The 16,729-nt window shown below is 45.9% G+C and carries 13 protein-coding genes, 1 tRNA gene and 1 pseudogene; 8 read left to right on the top strand and 7 right to left on the bottom strand.

All coding sequences use genetic code 11. The features are described from left to right. Positions 1–33: 33 nt before the first annotated feature. The gene (locus ACJHXA_RS09855; protein ID WP_000030901.1) at positions 34–318 is read right to left on the bottom strand and encodes a YfcZ/YiiS family protein; all 285 of its coding nucleotides are present in this window, start codon (positions 316–318) and stop codon (positions 34–36) included. 371 nt (positions 319–689) lie between these two features. Between ACJHXA_RS09855 and fadL the strand changes: the two genes are divergently transcribed. Together fadL and yfdF are read left to right on the top strand one after the other, a co-directional pair. Further along, complete coding sequence (gene fadL, locus ACJHXA_RS09850) at positions 690–2,030, top strand: long-chain fatty acid transporter FadL (protein WP_001296861.1); 1,341 nt, start codon at positions 690–692, stop codon at positions 2,028–2,030. Between the two features lie 366 nt (positions 2,031–2,396). Then, positions 2,397–3,455, top strand: coding sequence for a protein YfdF (gene yfdF, locus ACJHXA_RS09845; RefSeq protein WP_000937838.1), 1,059 nt, complete (start codon positions 2,397–2,399; stop codon positions 3,453–3,455). A 181-nt stretch (positions 3,456–3,636) separates the two neighbouring features. Here yfdF and mlaA read toward each other — a convergent pair whose 3' ends face one another. Further along, positions 3,637–4,392, bottom strand: a complete 756-nt coding sequence (mlaA, locus tag ACJHXA_RS09840; RefSeq protein WP_000776768.1) for a phospholipid-binding lipoprotein MlaA — start codon at positions 4,390–4,392, stop codon at positions 3,637–3,639. A 293-nt stretch (positions 4,393–4,685) separates the two neighbouring features. On the opposite strand from mlaA, the gene ACJHXA_RS09835 reads away from it, so the two are divergent. Then, the gene (locus tag ACJHXA_RS09835) at positions 4,686–5,618 is read left to right on the top strand and encodes a formate/nitrite transporter family protein (RefSeq protein ID WP_160523144.1); all 933 of its coding nucleotides are present in this window, start codon (positions 4,686–4,688) and stop codon (positions 5,616–5,618) included. 75 nt (positions 5,619–5,693) lie between these two features. Continuing rightward, a tRNA-Arg gene (locus tag ACJHXA_RS09830) sits at positions 5,694–5,768 on the top strand. Between the two features lie 441 nt (positions 5,769–6,209). On the opposite strand, the gene ACJHXA_RS09825 is transcribed toward ACJHXA_RS09830, so the two are convergent. Next, the gene (locus ACJHXA_RS09825; RefSeq protein ID WP_001197023.1) at positions 6,210–7,457 is read right to left on the bottom strand and encodes an oligosaccharide MFS transporter; all 1,248 of its coding nucleotides are present in this window, start codon (positions 7,455–7,457) and stop codon (positions 6,210–6,212) included. 71 nt (positions 7,458–7,528) lie between these two features. Further along, positions 7,529–8,443, bottom strand: coding sequence for an aminoimidazole riboside kinase (locus ACJHXA_RS09820; RefSeq protein ID WP_001274887.1), 915 nt, complete (start codon positions 8,441–8,443; stop codon positions 7,529–7,531). Positions 8,444–8,658: 215 nt separating this feature from the next. Here ACJHXA_RS09820 and cscA point away from each other — a divergent pair, with 215 nt between their 5' ends. After that, positions 8,659–10,092 carry a sucrose-6-phosphate hydrolase gene (gene cscA, locus ACJHXA_RS09815; protein ID WP_000194515.1) on the top strand — a complete coding sequence of 478 codons (1,434 nt, stop codon included), beginning with the start codon at positions 8,659–8,661 and terminating at the stop codon, positions 10,090–10,092. A 7-nt stretch (positions 10,093–10,099) separates the two neighbouring features. Here the strand turns inward: cscA and ACJHXA_RS09810 are convergent, their stop codons facing one another. Continuing rightward, a complete protein-coding gene (locus ACJHXA_RS09810; protein WP_001315771.1) occupies positions 10,100–11,095 on the bottom strand; it encodes a LacI family DNA-binding transcriptional regulator in 996 nt (331 codons plus the stop codon). A gap of 230 nt (positions 11,096–11,325) precedes the next feature. On the opposite strand from ACJHXA_RS09810, the pseudogene ACJHXA_RS09805 reads away from it, so the two are divergent. Together ACJHXA_RS09805 and dsdA are read left to right on the top strand one after the other, a co-directional pair. Next, positions 11,326–11,544: pseudogene (locus ACJHXA_RS09805) on the top strand (D-serine transporter DsdX); the annotation flags it as partial. A 17-nt stretch (positions 11,545–11,561) separates the two neighbouring features. Next, a complete protein-coding gene (gene dsdA, locus ACJHXA_RS09800) occupies positions 11,562–12,890 on the top strand; it encodes a D-serine ammonia-lyase (protein ID WP_000426426.1) in 1,329 nt (442 codons plus the stop codon). 107 nt (positions 12,891–12,997) lie between these two features. Here the strand turns inward: dsdA and emrY are convergent, their stop codons facing one another. Both emrY and emrK read right to left on the bottom strand, forming a co-directional pair. After that, positions 12,998–14,536, bottom strand: coding sequence for a multidrug efflux MFS transporter permease subunit EmrY (emrY, locus tag ACJHXA_RS09795; RefSeq protein WP_001018713.1), 1,539 nt, complete (start codon positions 14,534–14,536; stop codon positions 12,998–13,000). Further along, on the bottom strand, positions 14,536–15,699 hold the full coding sequence (emrK, locus tag ACJHXA_RS09790) for a multidrug efflux MFS transporter periplasmic adaptor subunit EmrK (protein ID WP_000435166.1): 1,164 nt from the start codon (positions 15,697–15,699) through the stop codon (positions 14,536–14,538). Before emrK ends, emrY begins: the two co-directional genes overlap by 1 nt. A gap of 415 nt (positions 15,700–16,114) precedes the next feature. Between emrK and evgA the strand changes: the two genes are divergently transcribed. Beyond that, the gene (evgA, locus tag ACJHXA_RS09785) at positions 16,115–16,729 is read left to right on the top strand and encodes an acid-sensing system DNA-binding response regulator EvgA (protein WP_000991370.1); all 615 of its coding nucleotides are present in this window, start codon (positions 16,115–16,117) and stop codon (positions 16,727–16,729) included.

The following is a 16,729-nucleotide window of genomic DNA, read 5'->3' as shown; positions in this document are numbered from 1 at the left end:
GCAACTGACAGGGGCGAACGTACCCGAGAGGAATTAACGCAGACCCAGCTGGAAGATCAGCATTTCAGCTTCGCAGGCAAAAGTGAAATCGATATCCAGGCGCACACCGTCAGACTCTTCAGTGAAAGTCGGGGAGATTTTGCACGGTTCGGATTCCACGCTACGGGCTTTTTCAGTCAGCGCCGCCAGCGTTTGTTCTGCTTCTGCGCGGTTTGCAAACACGCGGCTGTAAGACGCGGTGCAGTCGGAGTTGTCCATAATGGTGCCAACATCCATACAGCAGCAAACCGGGGTTTCATCAGCACTACATTTACTCATCGTTGATTTCCTCTGTATGTGCACCCAAGGTGCCAGATAAACGTTGTGGATATTTTACGCTTCCGGAAAGTGCTGCTCCAGTTGTTAATTCTGCAAAATCGGATAAGTGACCGAAATCACACTTAAAAATGATCTAAAACAAAATTCACCCGAATCCGCGAGTGCGCAACCTCCAAATTTTGCCAGCTGGATCGCGTTTCTTAGATCATATTTGAAAAAAGATGGAAACATACTTGCAACATTCCAGCTGGTCCGACCTATACTCTCGCCACTGGTCTGATTTCTAAGATGTACCTCAGACCCTACACTTCGCGCTCCTGTTACAGCACGTAACATAGTTTGTATAAAAATAAATCATTGAGGTTATGGTCATGAGCCAGAAAACCCTGTTTACAAAGTCTGCTCTCGCAGTCGCAGTGGCACTTATCTCCACCCAGGCCTGGTCGGCAGGCTTTCAGTTAAACGAATTTTCTTCCTCTGGCCTGGGCCGGGCTTATTCAGGGGAAGGCGCAATTGCCGATGATGCAGGTAACGTTAGCCGTAACCCCGCATTGATTACCATGTTTGACCGCCCGACATTTTCTGCGGGTGCGGTTTATATTGACCCGGATGTGAATATCAGCGGAACGTCTCCGTCTGGTCGTAGCCTGAAAGCCGATAACATCGCGCCTACGGCATGGGTTCCGAACATGCACTTTGTTGCACCGATTAACGACCAATTTGGTTGGGGCGCTTCTATTACCTCTAACTATGGTCTGGCAACAGAGTTTAATGATACTTATGCAGGCGGCTCTGTCGGGGGTACAACTGACCTTGAAACCATGAACCTGAACTTAAGCGGTGCGTATCGCTTAAATAATGCATGGAGCTTTGGTCTTGGTTTCAACGCCGTCTACGCTCGCGCGAAAATTGAACGTTTCGCAGGCGATCTGGGGCAGTTGGTTGCTGGTCAGATTATGCAATCTCCTGCCGGGCAAACTCCTCAAGGGCAAGCATTGGCAGCTACCGCCAACGGTATCGACAGTAATACCAAAATCGCTCATCTGAACGGTAACCAGTGGGGCTTTGGCTGGAACGCCGGAATCCTGTATGAACTGGATAAAAATAACCGCTATGCACTGACCTACCGTTCTGAAGTGAAAATTGACTTCAAAGGTAACTACAGCAGCGATCTTAATCGTGCGTTTAATAACTACGGTTTGCCAATTCCTACCGCGACAGGTGGCGCAACGCAATCGGGTTATCTGACGCTGAACCTGCCTGAAATGTGGGAAGTGTCAGGTTATAACCGTGTTGATCCACAGTGGGCGATTCACTATAGCCTGGCTTACACCAGCTGGAGTCAGTTCCAGCAGCTGAAAGCGACCTCAACCAGTGGCGACACGCTGTTCCAGAAACATGAAGGCTTTAAAGATGCTTACCGCATCGCGTTGGGTACCACTTATTACTACGATGATAACTGGACCTTCCGTACCGGTATCGCCTTTGATGACAGCCCAGTTCCGGCTCAGAATCGTTCTATCTCCATTCCGGACCAGGACCGTTTCTGGCTGAGTGCAGGTACGACTTACGCATTTAATAAAGATGCTTCAGTCGACGTTGGTGTTTCTTATATGCACGGTCAGAGCGTGAAAATTAACGAAGGCCCATACCAGTTCGAGTCTGAAGGTAAAGCCTGGCTGTTCGGTACTAACTTTAACTACGCGTTCTGATAACACGTTCGCCTGGATAAAGTCACCTGCATAGCAGGTGACTTTAACTCCCCCACTTCACCGAAAGTAGTGTCCTCATTGCTTACCTCCTGAGTTTTGCAAACAGCCTGATGGCAGCTTGCCCTTTCAAATCAATAAGCGGTATCCACAGACAAATCTGAAGGGAAAGGCATATTTTCAGGCGTTCTGCTCGTCCTTCTCAAAGAGTTTACTTTTCTGAATTTCCAGGATACTCACCCCCCCCTGGCTATTGTGCGCTCATACACTCAAATTAAAGATAGGTTCTAAATAAATGAGCGTTTTTTGATAGTCTATTTCATTAGGTAATATATATTTGTAACAAATCAATCAAAATGGAATAAAATCATGCTACCATCTATTTCAATCAACAATACCAGCGCAACTTACCCAGAATCCATTAATGAAAATAACAATGATGAAGTTAATGGATTAGTACAAGAGCTCAAAAACCTTTTTAATGGTAAGGAAGGAATAAGCACCTGTATTAAACATCTACTTGAGCTTATAAAAAACGCCATACGAGTAAACGACGATCCTTATAGATTTAATATTAATAATTCCTCAGTTACTTATATTGATATTGGCTCCAATGATACAGACCATATTACTATTGGTATCGACAACCAAGAACCAATAGAATTACCTGCGAACTATAAAGACAAAGAACTCGTCCGTACTATCATTAATGACAACATAGTTGAGAAGACTCATGATATCAATAACAAGGAAATGATCTTCAGCGCATTAAAAGAAATATATGATGGAGATCCTGGTTTTATCTTCGATAAGATATCACACAAACTCAGACATACGGTAACGGAATTTGATGAGAGCGGGAATAGCGAACCAACGGACTTATTTACCTGGTACGGTAAAGATAAAAAAGGCGACTCTCTCGCTATTGTAATTAAAAATAAAAACGGAAATGATTACTTATCTCTCGGTTACTACGATCAGGACGACTACCACATTCAAAGAGGAATTCGTATTAATGGTGATAGTCTCACCCAATATTGTAGTGAAAAAGCCAGGAATGCTTCAGCGTGGTTTGAAAGCAGTAAAGCTATCATGGCAGAATCATTTGCAACAGGTTCCGATCATCAGGTTGTAAACGAGCTCAACGGGGAAAGACTGAGAGAACCTAACGAAGTTTTTAAACGTTTAGGTCGAGCAATAAGATATAATTTTCAAGTGGACGATGCAAAATTTAGACGCGACAATGTAAAAGAAACAATTTCTAATTTATTCGCTAACAAAGTTGACGTTGACCATCCTGAAAATAAATACAAAGACTTTAAGGATCTCGAAGATAACGTTGAAAAAAGACTTCAAAATCGCCAGGCGAAATATCAAAATGAAATTAATCAACTATCTGCGCCAGGTGTTAATTTTGATGATATTTAAAATTATTTTTCCAGTTTTTTGATTTTTCAACGCCTGAATATCGGAAATAGTCAGTGACGAACATCAGTATTTTTACATCATTACGTCCGGGTCATTGTCGGTTTATCTCCTTTTACTTGTGGTAATTGAGGGATAACAACAAAAAAGGTGAGTATTGCGACTCACCTTTTTTATTTGTTTCTTATTCAGAATCAATATCTTTTAAATCATCCTGAATCGCTTGTGCGTTCGGATTTTCCTGCGGTTTGAGTTCGCCGCCATTAGCGATGAAATCATGACGCTGGAAGTACGCTTCGCGCACCATAATATAAGGATCGGACGACTGACGCAGCAGACCATCGGAATCCAGCAGCTGAGCGCGGGTTTCGATCCCTTCAAGCGTCCATTTACCCACAGACATCGGCCAGGTCAGCCAGGAAAGAACCGGGTAAAGACCATCCGCCATATCACCACCGTCATCACGCAGCGTGAAGCTACCGTAGAACGGTAACTGAACGTAAGGCCCATAACCCACGCCATAATGACCAAGCGTACTACCGAAGCGGTGAGGTTCAGTCCGTTGCAGTTTCGGGTTCGCCATCCCTGCAACATCAATAAAGCCGCCCATCCCCAAAATGGTGTTCAGGAAAAAGCGGGTAAAGTGGACCATCCCCTGATAAGGGTCGCCCTGCAAGAAGTAGTTAACCATCACCGCAGGTTCTTCAAGGTTGCCAGTAAAGTTGCTCAAACCATTACGCGCCGGTTGCGGAACATAATCACGCCAGGCGACAGCGACCGGTCGAACAATATACGGGTCTAATACGTTGAAGTTGAAGTTGTACATGGTGCGGTTGAACCCTTCTAACGGGTCAGAACGCCCTTGCTGATCTGTACCGGAACTCGCACACCCCACCAGAAGCGTAGTTCCCAGAGCAAGCGCCGACAGGCGAAGCTTCATAAATGTCTCCCTGTTTTTTTATGGCTTATGCAGTTTGCCATCCATGACGGAACGATACCGTATCCGCCTGTTTAGGTGTGGGCGATTGTAACAGCACGTCAACTGATGTCCAGACGCCCTGATTTGCTGATTTGATCATAGCCTGGTAATCGCCGCCCTGTAGGCTACTTGATTCTATAGAAACAGAAAAAGGCAAACGCAGCCTTTTCTACATTTTCAGAGTAACTCCCGCCAGTTGCGAGCAAAAAAGCCGCTACGCTTTAGCTATACGTGCTAATTCAAGAGAAGAGACCATGGACAACGACAAAATTGCTCAACACAGCGACGAAATTGAAGTTGAGAGCGAAGAAAAAGAGCGCGGCAAAAAAATAGAAATAGATGAAGATCGACTCCCCTCCCGGGCGATGGCAATTCATGAGCATATCCGCCAGGATGGTGAAAAAGAGCTGGAACGCGACGCAATGGCGCTACTGTGGTCAGCCATTGCGGCGGGTCTGTCGATGGGCGCTTCGCTACTGGCAAAAGGGATATTTCATGTCGAACTGGAAGGAGTGCCAGGCAGCTTCTTACTGGAGAATCTCGGTTATACCTTTGGTTTTATTATCGTCATTATGGCCCGCCAGCAATTATTTACCGAAAACACCGTGACTGCGGTACTACCCGTCATGCAAAAACCGACAATGAGCAACGTCGGCTTACTTATGCGATTATGGGGCGTCGTGCTGCTGGGTAATATTCTCGGGACAGGTATTGCTGCATGGGCATTTGAATATATGCCTATCTTCAATGAAGAAACTCGCGATGCATTTGTCAAAATCGGCATGGATGTGATGAAGAACACCCCCAGCGAGATGTTTGCCAACGCGATCATTTCCGGCTGGCTGATCGCCACTATGGTTTGGATGTTTCCTGCTGCGGGTGCGGCAAAGATTGTGGTGATTATATTGATGACCTGGCTTATTGCACTGGGTGACACCACCCACATCGTTGTCGGTTCTGTTGAAATCCTCTATCTGGTGTTTAACGGCACGCTGCACTGGAGCGATTTCATCTGGCCCTTCGCACTACCTACTTTAGCGGGGAACATCTGCGGCGGCACCTTTATCTTCGCGTTAATGAGTCATGCACAGATTCGTAACGACATGAGCAACAAGCGTAAAGCAGAAGCACGCCAAAAAGCAGAACGTGCGGAAAACATTAAGAAAAATGATAAAAACCCAGCATAAATGGCGAGGGTTTAAGCAATCGAGCGGCAGCGTACTTACCCCGCAGTCCATTAGCGGGTATACTCATGCCGCATTGTCCTCTTAGTTAAATGGATATAACGAGCCCCTCCTAAGGGCTAATTGCAGGTTCGATTCCTGCAGGGGACACCAGATACCCTTCAAACGAAATCTACCTTCACCCCGTAAAAGATGGGTTTGGCAGCACACTTGCCTTATATCTACTCATTTTTACTGCAACAGGTTGAAATCTCAGCACTGTCAGAAAGCGCTGATGACTAAACAGCCCTGGGCCGGGCGATGTAACCATCACACAGAATCCTGATAGCGAAATATGGCGTGACTCGATACTTCACTCCGCAATGCATTCCTTGATGAATTCGCAGGACCGTGATACACGGGACAGGTCACTGAATGACGACAATGTCCTGGAAATCAGCGAACCGCGCATCTGAAGTACATTTGAGCGACTGTACCAGAACATGAATGAGGCGTTTGGATTAGGCGATTATTAGCAGGGCTAAGCATTTTACTATTATTATTTTCCGGTTGAGGGATATAGAGCTATCGACAACAACCGGAAAAAGTTTACGTCTATATTGCTGAAGGTACAGGCGTTTCCATAACTATTTGCTCGCGTTTTTTACTCAAGAAGAAAATGCCAAATAGCAACATCAGGCAGACAATACCCGAAATTGCGAAGAAAACTGTCTGGTAGCCTGCGTGGTCAAAGAGTATCCCAGTCGGCGTTGAAAGCAGCACAATCCCAAGCGAACTGGCAATTTGAAAACCAATCAGAAAGATCGTCGACGACAGGCGCTTATCAAAGTTTGCCACGCTGTATTTGAAGACGGATATGACACAAAGTGGAACCTCAATGGCATGTAACAACTTCACTAATGAAATAATCCAGGGGTTAACGAACAGCGCGCAGGAAAGGATACGCAACGCCATAATCACAACTCCGATAAGTAATGCATTTTTTGGCCCTACCCGATTCACAAAGAAAGGAATAATCGCCATGCACAGCGCTTCGAGTACCACCTGGAATGAGTTGAGATAACCATACAGGCGCGTTCCTACATCGTGTGATTCGAATAAACCTGCATAAAAGACAGGAAAAAGTTGTTGATCAAAAATGTTATAGAAAGACCACGTCCCCACAATAAATATGACGAAAACCCAGAAGTTTCGATCCTTGAAAACTGCGATAAAATCCTCTTTTTTTACCCCTCCCGCATCTGCCGCTACGCACTGGTGATCCTTATCTTTAAAACGCATGTTGATCATCATAAATACAGCGCCAAATAGCGAGACCAACCAGAAGTTGATATGGGGACTGATACTAAAAAATATGCCGGCAAAGAACGCGCCAATAGCATAGCCAAAAGATCCCCAGGCGCGCGCTGTTCCATATTCGAAATGAAAATTTCGCGCCATTTTTTCGGTGAAGCTATCAAGCAAACCGCATCCCGCCAGATACCCCAAGCCAAAAAATAGCGCCCCCAGAATTAGACCTACAGAAAAATTGCTTTGCAGTAACGGTTCATAAACGTAAATCATAAACGGTCCGGTCAAGACCAGGATGAAACTCATACACCAGATGAGCGGTTTCTTCAGACCGAGTTTATCCTGAACGATGCCGTAGAACATCATAAATAGAATGCTGGTAAACTGGTTGACCGAATAAAGTGTACCTAATTCCGTCCCTGTCAACCCTAGATGTCCTTTCAGCCAAATAGCGTATAACGACCACCACAGCGACCAGGAAATAAAAAAGAGAAATGAGTAACTGGATGCAAAACGATAGTACGCATTTCTGAATGGAATATTCAGTGCCATAATTACCTGCCTGTCGTTAAAAAATTCACGTCCTATTTAGAGATAAGAGCGACTTCGCCGTTTACTTCTCACTATTCCAGTTCTTGTCGACATGGCAGCGCTGTCATTGCCCCTTTCGCCGTTACTGCAAGCGCTCCGCAACGTTGAGCGAGATCGATAATTCGTCGCATTTCTCTCTCATCTGTAGATAATCCCGTAGAGGACAGACCTGTGAGTAACCCGGCAACGAACGCATCTCCCGCCCCCGTGCTATCGACACAATTCACAGACATTCCAGCAAAATGGTGAACTTGTCCTCGATAACAGACCACCACACCTTCTGCACCTTTAGTCACCAACAGCATGGCGATCTCATACTCTTTTGCCAGGGCGCATATATCCCGATCGTTCTGTGTTTTTCCACTGATAAGTCGCCATTCTTCTTCCGAGAGCTTGACGACATCCGCCAGTTGTAGCGCCTGCCGCAAACACAAGCGGAGCAAATGCTCGTCTTGCCATAGATCTTCACGAATATTAGGATCGAAGCTGACAAAACCTCCGGCATGCCGGATCGCCGTCATCGCAGTAAATGCGCTGGTACGCGAAGGCTCGGCAGACAACGCAATTGAACAGAGATGTAACCATTCGCCATGTCGCCAGCAGGGCAAGTCTGTCGTCTCTAAAAAAAGATCGGCACTGGGGCGGACCATAAACGTAAATGAACGTTCCCCTTGATCGTTCAGATCGACAAGCACCGTGGATGTCCGGTGCCATTCATCTTGCTTCAGATACGTGATATCGACTCCCTCAGTTAGCAGCGTTCTTTGCATTAACGCACCAAAAGGATCATCCCCCACCCGACCTATAAACCCACTTGTTCCGCCTAATCTGGCGATTCCCACCGCAACGTTAGCTGGCGCGCCGCCAGGACAAGGCAGTAGGCGCCCGTCTGATTCTGGCAAGAGATCTACGACCGCATCCCCTAAAACCCATACTTTGGCTGACATTTTTTTCCCTTAAATTCATCTGAGTTACGCATAGTGATAAACCTCTTTTTCGCAAAATCGTCATGGATTTACTAAAACATGCATATTCGATCACAAAACGTCATAGTTAACGTTAACATTTGTGATATTCATCGCATTTATGAAAGTAAGGGACTTTATTTTTATAAAAGTTAACGTTAACAATTCACCAAAATTGCTTAACCAGGATGATTAAAATGACGCAATCTCGATTGCATGCGGCGCAAAACGCCCTAGCAAAACTTCATGAGCACCGGGGTAACACTTTCTATCCCCATTTTCACCTCGCGCCTCCTGCCGGGTGGATGAACGATCCAAACGGCCTGATCTGGTTTAACGATCGTTATCACGCGTTTTATCAACATCATCCGATGAGCGAACACTGGGGGCCAATGCACTGGGGACATGCCACCAGCGACGATATGATCCACTGGCAGCATGAGCCTATTGCGTTAGCGCCAGGAGACGATAATGACAAAGACGGGTGTTTTTCAGGTAGTGCTGTCGATGACAATGGTGTCCTCTCACTTATCTACACCGGACACGTCTGGCTCGATGGTGCAGGTAATGACGATGCAATTCGCGAAGTACAATGTCTGGCTACCAGTCGGGATGGTATTCATTTCGAGAAACAGGGTGTGATCCTCACTCCACCAGAAGGAATCATGCACTTCCGCGATCCTAAAGTGTGGCGTGAAGCCGACACATGGTGGATGGTAGTCGGGGCGAAAGATCCAGGCAACACGGGGCAGATCCTGCTTTATCGCGGCAGTTCGTTGCGTGAATGGACCTTCGATCGCGTACTGGCCCACGCTGATGCGGGTGAAAGCTATATGTGGGAATGTCCGGACTTTTTCAGCCTTGGCGATCAGCATTATCTGATGTTTTCCCCGCAGGGAATGAATGCCGAGGGATACAGTTACCGAAATCGCTTTCAAAGTGGCGTAATACCCGGAATGTGGTCGCCAGGACGACTTTTTGCACAATCCGGGCATTTTACTGAACTTGATAACGGGCATGACTTTTATGCACCACAAAGCTTTTTAGCGAAGGATGGTCGGCGTATTGTTATCGGCTGGATGGATATGTGGGAATCGCCAATGCCCTCAAAACGTGAAGGATGGGCAGGCTGCATGACGCTGGCGCGCGAGCTATCAGAGAGCAATGGCAAACTTCTACAACGCCCGGTACACGAAGCTGAGTCGTTACGCCAGCAGCATCAATCTGTCTCTCCCCGCACAATCAGCAATAAATATGTTTTGCAGGAAAACGCGCAAGCAGTTGAGATTCAGTTGCAGTGGGCGCTGAAGAACAGTGATGCCGAACATTACGGATTACAGCTCGGCACTGGAATGCGGCTGTATATTGATAACCAATCTGAGCGACTTGTTTTGTGGCGGTATTACCCACACGAGAATTTAGACGGCTACCGTAGTATTCCCCTCCCGCAGCGTGACACGCTCGCCCTAAGGATATTTATCGATACATCATCCGTGGAAGTATTTATTAACGACGGGGAAGCGGTGATGAGTAGTCGAATCTATCCGCAGCCAGAAGAACGGGAACTGTCGCTTTATGCCTCCCACGGAGTGGCTGTGCTGCAACATGGAGCACTCTGGCTACTGGGTTAACATAATATCAGGTGGAACAACGGATCAACAGCGGGCAAGGGATCCGCGTCACTCTTCCCCCTTCACGACCTTCAATAATATGCAATGCAGCTTCCCGCCCGATAATGTCATGTGGAAGCTGAATTGTGGTCAGCGGCGGTAAAAACAGATGCCCGACGCCAACCAGATTATCAAAGCCCATTACGGCGACATCCTGCGGGATTCGTACCCCCTTCGCCAGAAGAACCTGATAAGCCACAAAGGCTGCGCGATCGTTACCACATATCAGAACATCAAAATCTGGTTTGCCCGATTTGAAGTGGTCATTGAGTAAACTTGCGAGATCGGTGTAGTGATCATCACCTGTTGCCATGTGAAATTGTTTCACCTCAGCCAGATCTCGTCCAGCATCACGCCAGGCCTGCTCAAATCCCTGCCGACGATACCCTGTTGCCAACGCACTTTCCGGTAGCCAGAAGCATAACGGTTGACGATAGCCCGCCGCGAGCAAATGCTGTGTTGATTCATATTGTGCAGTGTAATCATCAGGGATATAACTGGGTAACGCTGGGTCATCCGCCACACAGTTCGCCAATACAATATTTTCACCATACAGAGACTCAGGCAGCGTGATATGTCGCAGCCCCATTGTAGTATAGATAATGCCATCCGGACGGTGGGCAAGCAGCTGACGTGCCGCGCGGGCAGCGTCATCTTCAGAAAAAATATTGATTAAAAAACTATTCCAGCCGAACTCGCTGGCGGTTTGCTCAATGGCAAGCAGAATATCAACAGAGAAAGGAGTGGTAGCCGTGTCCTGCGCCAGCACGGCGAGAGTCGACGGCTTACGTCCTTGAGCGCGCATCTTACGGGCGGAAAGATCAGGAACATAATTCAGGGTCTGGATTGCCTGCAATACGCGGTCACGCGTTGCAGGACGCACAGATTCTGCATTATGCATCACCCGGGAGACTGTCATCATCGACACTCCCGCCAGGCGTGCGACATCCTTTAATGAAGCCATACCCAAGCCGTTTGCCGTAAAACGGGCACTGTAGCAGAAACAGACGTCACTGGCGAGATCCAACGCCCTATCACCTGACACAGCAATACAATAAAAAATAACAATAATTCCCGGACAATTGTCCCCAATTCCGCCTCTGTTCTCGCCAACGAGTAACCATATAGGCAAGTAAGTAAAACATGCCAACTGGCATCGCCAACCTGGAGAAGAAAATATAAATATGGATCATTGTGCTGCCGCTGTATCCCGACATCAGCCCGGAAATTATTGCGATTGCTATCGGTTCAGGTGCAATTGGCTGCACGATCGTTACGGACTCGCTTTTCTGGCTAGTGAAGCAATATTGCGGCGCTACGCTCAATGAAACATTTAAATACTATACGACAGCGACATTTATCGCTTCAGTCGTCGCTCTGGCGGGCACATTCCTGCTGTCATTTATCATCTAAGCGCAAAGAGACGTACTATGGAAAACGCTAAAATGAACTCGCTCATCGCCCAGTATCCGTTGGTAAAGGATCTGGTTGCTCTTAAAGAAACCACCTGGTTTAATCCTGGCACGACCTCATTGGCTGAAGGTTTACCTTATGTTGGCCTGACCGAACAGGATGTTCAGGACGCCCATGCGCGCTTATCCCGTTTTGCACCCTATCTGGCAAAAGCATTTCCTGAAACTGCTGCCACTGGGGGGATTATTGAATCAGAACTGGTTGCCATTCCAGCTATGCAAAAACGGCTGGAAAAAGAATATCAGCAACCGATCAGCGGGCAACTGTTACTGAAAAAAGATAGCCATTTGCCCATTTCCGGCTCCATAAAAGCACGCGGCGGGATTTATGAAGTCCTGGCACACGCAGAAAAACTGGCTCTGGAAGCGGGGTTGCTGACGCTTGATGATGACTACAGCAAACTGCTTTCTCCGGAGTTTAAACAGTTCTTTAGCCAATACAGCATTGCTGTGGGCTCAACCGGAAATCTGGGGTTATCAATCGGCATTATGAGCGCCCGCATTGGCTTTAAGGTGACAGTTCATATGTCTGCTGATGCCCGGGCATGGAAAAAAGCGAAACTGCGCAGCCATGGCGTTACGGTCGTGGAATATGAGCAAGATTATGGTGTTGCCGTCGAGGAAGGACGTAAAGCAGCGCAGTCTGACCCGAACTGTTTCTTTATTGATGACGAAAATTCCCGCACGTTGTTCCTTGGGTATTCCGTCGCTGGCCAGCGTCTTAAAGCGCAATTTGCCCAGCAAGGCCGTATCGTCGATGCTGATAACCCTCTGTTTGTCTATCTGCCGTGTGGTGTTGGCGGTGGTCCTGGTGGCGTCGCATTCGGGCTTAAACTGGCGTTTGGCGATCATGTTCACTGCTTTTTTGCCGAACCAACGCACTCCCCTTGTATGTTGTTAGGCGTCCATACAGGATTACACGATCAGATTTCTGTTCAGGATATTGGTATCGACAACCTTACCGCAGCGGATGGCCTTGCAGTTGGTCGCGCATCAGGCTTTGTCGGGCGGGCAATGGAGCGTCTGCTGGATGGCTTCTATACCCTTAGCGATCAAACCATGTATGACATGCTTGGCTGGCTGGCGCAGGAAGAAGGTATTCGTCTTGAACCTTCAGCACTGGCGGGTATGGCCGGACCTCAGCGCGTGTGTGCATCAGTAAGTTACCAACAGATGCACGGTTTCAGCGCAGAACAATTGCGTAATGCCACTCATCTGGTGTGGGCGACGGGAGGTGGAATGGTGCCGGAAGAAGAGATGAATCAATATCTGGCAAAAGGCCGTTAATAACGTTTCAACGCAGCATCGCAATCCTTTCCCTGGGTGAGCGATGCTGCCGATGGCGCAGACTTAAGATCCCCGGTCTTACCCGCTATAACCCCCTCCTTTTATCATCACCCAATGCCTTTCGCTGTAAACGGCGGTTTCGCAAACCAAACCAAAACCGTAAGTAAGATAAAAGCAATAGCCGCCATACGGAAAATCTCATTTGCAGAAATAGAAAGTGACTGCTGGGTTATTTCATTATTAATTTCATTAAGAACTCCTGAAAGCGAACCATAATATTTATCCATAATTTGTGACGATGAATTAAACACGGGGTTAAATTGATCGATGGTTGCTGTCAACTGACTATGGTGTAACGATTCGCGTCGTCCCCACAGCGTCATTGTCAACGACGTACCAACTGATCCTGACAAGGTACGAAAAAAATTACTCATACTCGAGGCATTGGCAAATTTATTATCTGGCAAGCCTGAAAACGAAATCGTTGTTAAGGGTAAAAAGAAACAGGCAACGGCGAATCCCTGGAAAAACTGTGGCAAAATGATGCCTGTAAAATCAATCGTTGGCATAAATGTCACAGAACGCCAGTAATAGCAAACCGCATACATCAAAAAACTAAATGTCACTAACAACCGCATGTCTATTTTGTTGCCATAACGTCCTATCAAAGGTGAAATTAATAGTGGCATGATGCCGATGGGCGCATAAGCAAGTCCGGCCCATATCGCATTATACCCCATCGTTTCCTGGAGTAACTGCGGCATAAGGACGATCGCTCCAGAGTAAAATAAATACGCGCATGTGATACTCACAATACCAATGGTGAAGTTACGGGACTTAAACAAACTGAGATCAAGAATCGGGTTCTCTGAGGTCGACTCCCAAATGACTAAAGAGATCAGAGAAATAACTGATACTACTGTTAATATTATTATTGTACTCGAGTTGAACCAATCCAGATCGCGCCCTTTATCAAGCATAATTTGCAAGCCACCAACACCGAGCACTAACAGGGTCAGTCCTGGTAGATTCATTTTGACCGGTGAAGTTTCAGTTTCTCTTCCTTTAAGTAAGGTTAAGCATAATGTCAGGACGATAATCCCCATAGGGACATTGATTAAAAATATCCAACCCCAGCTAAAGTTATCGCAAATATAACCGCCCAATATCGGCCCACATATCGGAGCGATAATCACGGTCATTGACCATAATGCCAGAGCAAATGTTCTTTTTTCTGGTGGATAATTCCTTAATAATAAACTCTGTGACAGTGGAATTAACGGCCCCGCCATTAATCCCTGAACGACTCTAAAAAATATCAGCACATCAAGATTGGTCGATAAACTACACATTAAGGAAGACAGCGAAAAAAAAGTGACTGAAAGTAAAAATAACCTTAATTCGCCTATTCTTTGTGCCAGCCTGCCGGTAACAGGGATCGCAATGGCATTTGCTACGCCAAACGAGGTGATAACCCAGGTGCCTTCGTCTGTTGATGCTCCCAGAAAGCCAGATATTGTCGGTATTGCGACGTTAGAAATAGTGGAATCCAACATTTGCATAAACGTCGCTAATGACAATGCAATAGTAACGCACCATAACGTCCCACCGGTTAATGGTGCCGGAGTCGATTTAGTGATTGCCATTAAAATTGTCCATTATGCGAAATAATGTTGCTAATTTCTTTTTCTATCGGACTGGTATCGATAACTAAAGCCTTACTGGTATAAGCCGGCATGGAGGTCACGGTTGAAGCCAGCTCAGGCATCTCGGCAATGTCTTCGTTCTTCGTATCAATAGTTGCTGTCATCGATAAACCAATACGCAAGGGATGTTCCATGAGTTCTTTTGGATCAAGAGAAACTTCAACCGGTACACGCTGAACGATTTTGATCCAGTTCCCTGTCGCATTTTGTGCAGGTAATAAGGAGAACGCATTGCCGGTTCCCATATTGATCCCTGTCACCCGACCATGAAACACAACATTTTCACCATAAAGATCGCTGATAATATTGACCGATTGACCAATCCGTACATCCGTGAGTTGTGTTTCTTTAAAGTTGGCATTAACCCACATTTGACGTGCCGGTACGACAGCCATTAACGATTGTCCGGGGCTCACTGTTTCGCCGACCTGAACACTTCGCTGGGCAATATAGCCGGTAACCGGACTCTTAATATCCGTACGTTTAAGCGCCAACCAGGCTTCTTTAGTTGCATCCGCCGCTTCAACGACTTGTGGCTGACGGTTTAATGGTGTGTTCATTACTAAAGCTTTATTCGCTTTATAAGCCTGGATAGCGGCATTCAATGCCGCTTTGCTACTTATTAACGTATCTTTGGTATGCTCCAGCGTTTCTTTTGAAATAACCCCCTGCTTCGCTAACGGCACTCGACGGTTATAATCTTCTAAAGATTGTTGATACTGAATACGTGCTGAAGCGACTTCGGCACTGTATTGTTTATCCTGTAAGTATAGTTTATTCGTTTGCCGAACAATATTTGCCAGATTATTTTTAGCTTTATTGAGTGCGATAGTGGCATCAGTTTTATCCAGTGAAACTAAAATGTCACCTTGTCGAACGTAGTTCGTATCTTTATGATTAACGACAGTGACACTACCTGAGACTTGTGCAGAAATTGGATCTGCATTCCCCGTGACATAGGCGTCATCTGTACTAATCATGTCTTCTAATTCCATTGACCAATAGGCATAGGCACCTGAAAACGCAATAAATAAAACTACCGCCAATAAAGAAAAGTATTTTCTTCTGTTAGAATGTTTTTTATTTGAATTAATCTGTTCCACTATTATCTCTCATTTCTCATAGATGAAATTTATGAATTGAATGAAAAGAGCATTCATTCTTCATATCAAACACAGTGCATGTGTTGCACATTATCCCAGGAACGTTGGAGGCCTAATTTAAATGAGGTGCAAAAAAAACAACAGAGGACTAAACCGTGGCTTTTGCAATACAATTCTTACGCCTGTAGGATTAGTGAGAAGACTTATAGTGCTAACTTGAAACTATAAATCATCGGTATAATCCCTGATTTTATTGTTGACATTTCATTTATGCCGACTATTTATATGGTATACTTGTCGAATTATCTTAAAGGAAGCTCAGATTTTCTTATTTTTATTGAGAAAATGAGATGACGCCTTATGTCTGTATTACTACAGGGAGAAGGGAGATGCTTCATTGCAAAGGGAATAATCTATGAACGCAATAATTATTGATGACCATCCTCTTGCTATCGCAGCAATTCGTAATTTATTGATCAAAAACGATATTGAAATCTTAGCGGAGTTGACTGAAGGGGGAAGCGCCGTTCAGCGGGTGGAAACACTTAAGCCTGATATCGTCATCATTGATGTCGATATCCCCGGAGTTAACGGTATCCAGGTGTTAGAAACGCTGAGGAAGCGCCAATATAGCGGAATTATTATTATTGTCTCCGCTAAAAATGACCATTTTTACGGGAAACATTGTGCTGATGCTGGCGCTAATGGATTCGTGAGTAAAAAAGAAGGCATGAACAATATCATTGCGGCTATTGAAGCTGCAAAAAATGGCTACTGCTATTTCCCCTTCTCTCTCAACCGGTTTGTTGGAAGTTTAACGTCCGACCAGCAAAAACTCGACTCCTTATCGAAACAAGAAATTAGTGTCATGCGGTATATTCTTGATGGCAAGGATAATAATGACATTGCTGAAAAAATGTTCATCAGCAACAAAACTGTCAGCACTTATAAAAGTCGCCTGATGGAAAAATTAGAATGTAAATCACTGATGGATCTTTACACATTCGCGCAACGTAACAAAATCGGCTAA

It is taken from the genome of Escherichia sp. WS33 (assembly GCF_046486385.1).
Lineage (GTDB): Bacteria > Pseudomonadota > Gammaproteobacteria > Enterobacterales > Enterobacteriaceae > ECMA0423.
This window is presented reverse-complemented; position numbering and strand designations above follow the sequence as displayed.

Excerpts from the sequence above, each read along its gene's own strand:
- ACJHXA_RS09825 (WP_001197023.1), bottom strand. The coding sequence starts at position 7,457 with ATGGCACTGAATATTCCATTCAGAAATGCGTACTATCGTTTTGCATCC.
- ACJHXA_RS09810 (WP_001315771.1), bottom strand. The coding sequence starts at position 11,095 with ATGGCTTCATTAAAGGATGTCGCACGCCTGGCGGGAGTGTCGATGATG.
- ACJHXA_RS09820 (WP_001274887.1), bottom strand. The coding sequence starts at position 8,443 with ATGTCAGCCAAAGTATGGGTTTTAGGGGATGCGGTCGTAGATCTCTTG.
- ACJHXA_RS09855 (WP_000030901.1), bottom strand. The coding sequence starts at position 318 with ATGAGTAAATGTAGTGCTGATGAAACCCCGGTTTGCTGCTGTATGGAT.
- mlaA (WP_000776768.1), bottom strand. The coding sequence starts at position 4,392 with ATGAAGCTTCGCCTGTCGGCGCTTGCTCTGGGAACTACGCTTCTGGTG.
- evgA (WP_000991370.1), top strand. The coding sequence starts at position 16,115 with ATGAACGCAATAATTATTGATGACCATCCTCTTGCTATCGCAGCAATT.
- dsdA (WP_000426426.1), top strand. The coding sequence starts at position 11,562 with ATGGAAAACGCTAAAATGAACTCGCTCATCGCCCAGTATCCGTTGGTA.
- ACJHXA_RS09835 (WP_160523144.1), top strand. The coding sequence starts at position 4,686 with ATGGACAACGACAAAATTGCTCAACACAGCGACGAAATTGAAGTTGAG.
- fadL (WP_001296861.1), top strand. The coding sequence starts at position 690 with ATGAGCCAGAAAACCCTGTTTACAAAGTCTGCTCTCGCAGTCGCAGTG.
- cscA (WP_000194515.1), top strand. The coding sequence starts at position 8,659 with ATGACGCAATCTCGATTGCATGCGGCGCAAAACGCCCTAGCAAAACTT.
- emrY (WP_001018713.1), bottom strand. The coding sequence starts at position 14,536 with ATGGCAATCACTAAATCGACTCCGGCACCATTAACCGGTGGGACGTTA.
- yfdF (WP_000937838.1), top strand. The coding sequence starts at position 2,397 with ATGCTACCATCTATTTCAATCAACAATACCAGCGCAACTTACCCAGAA.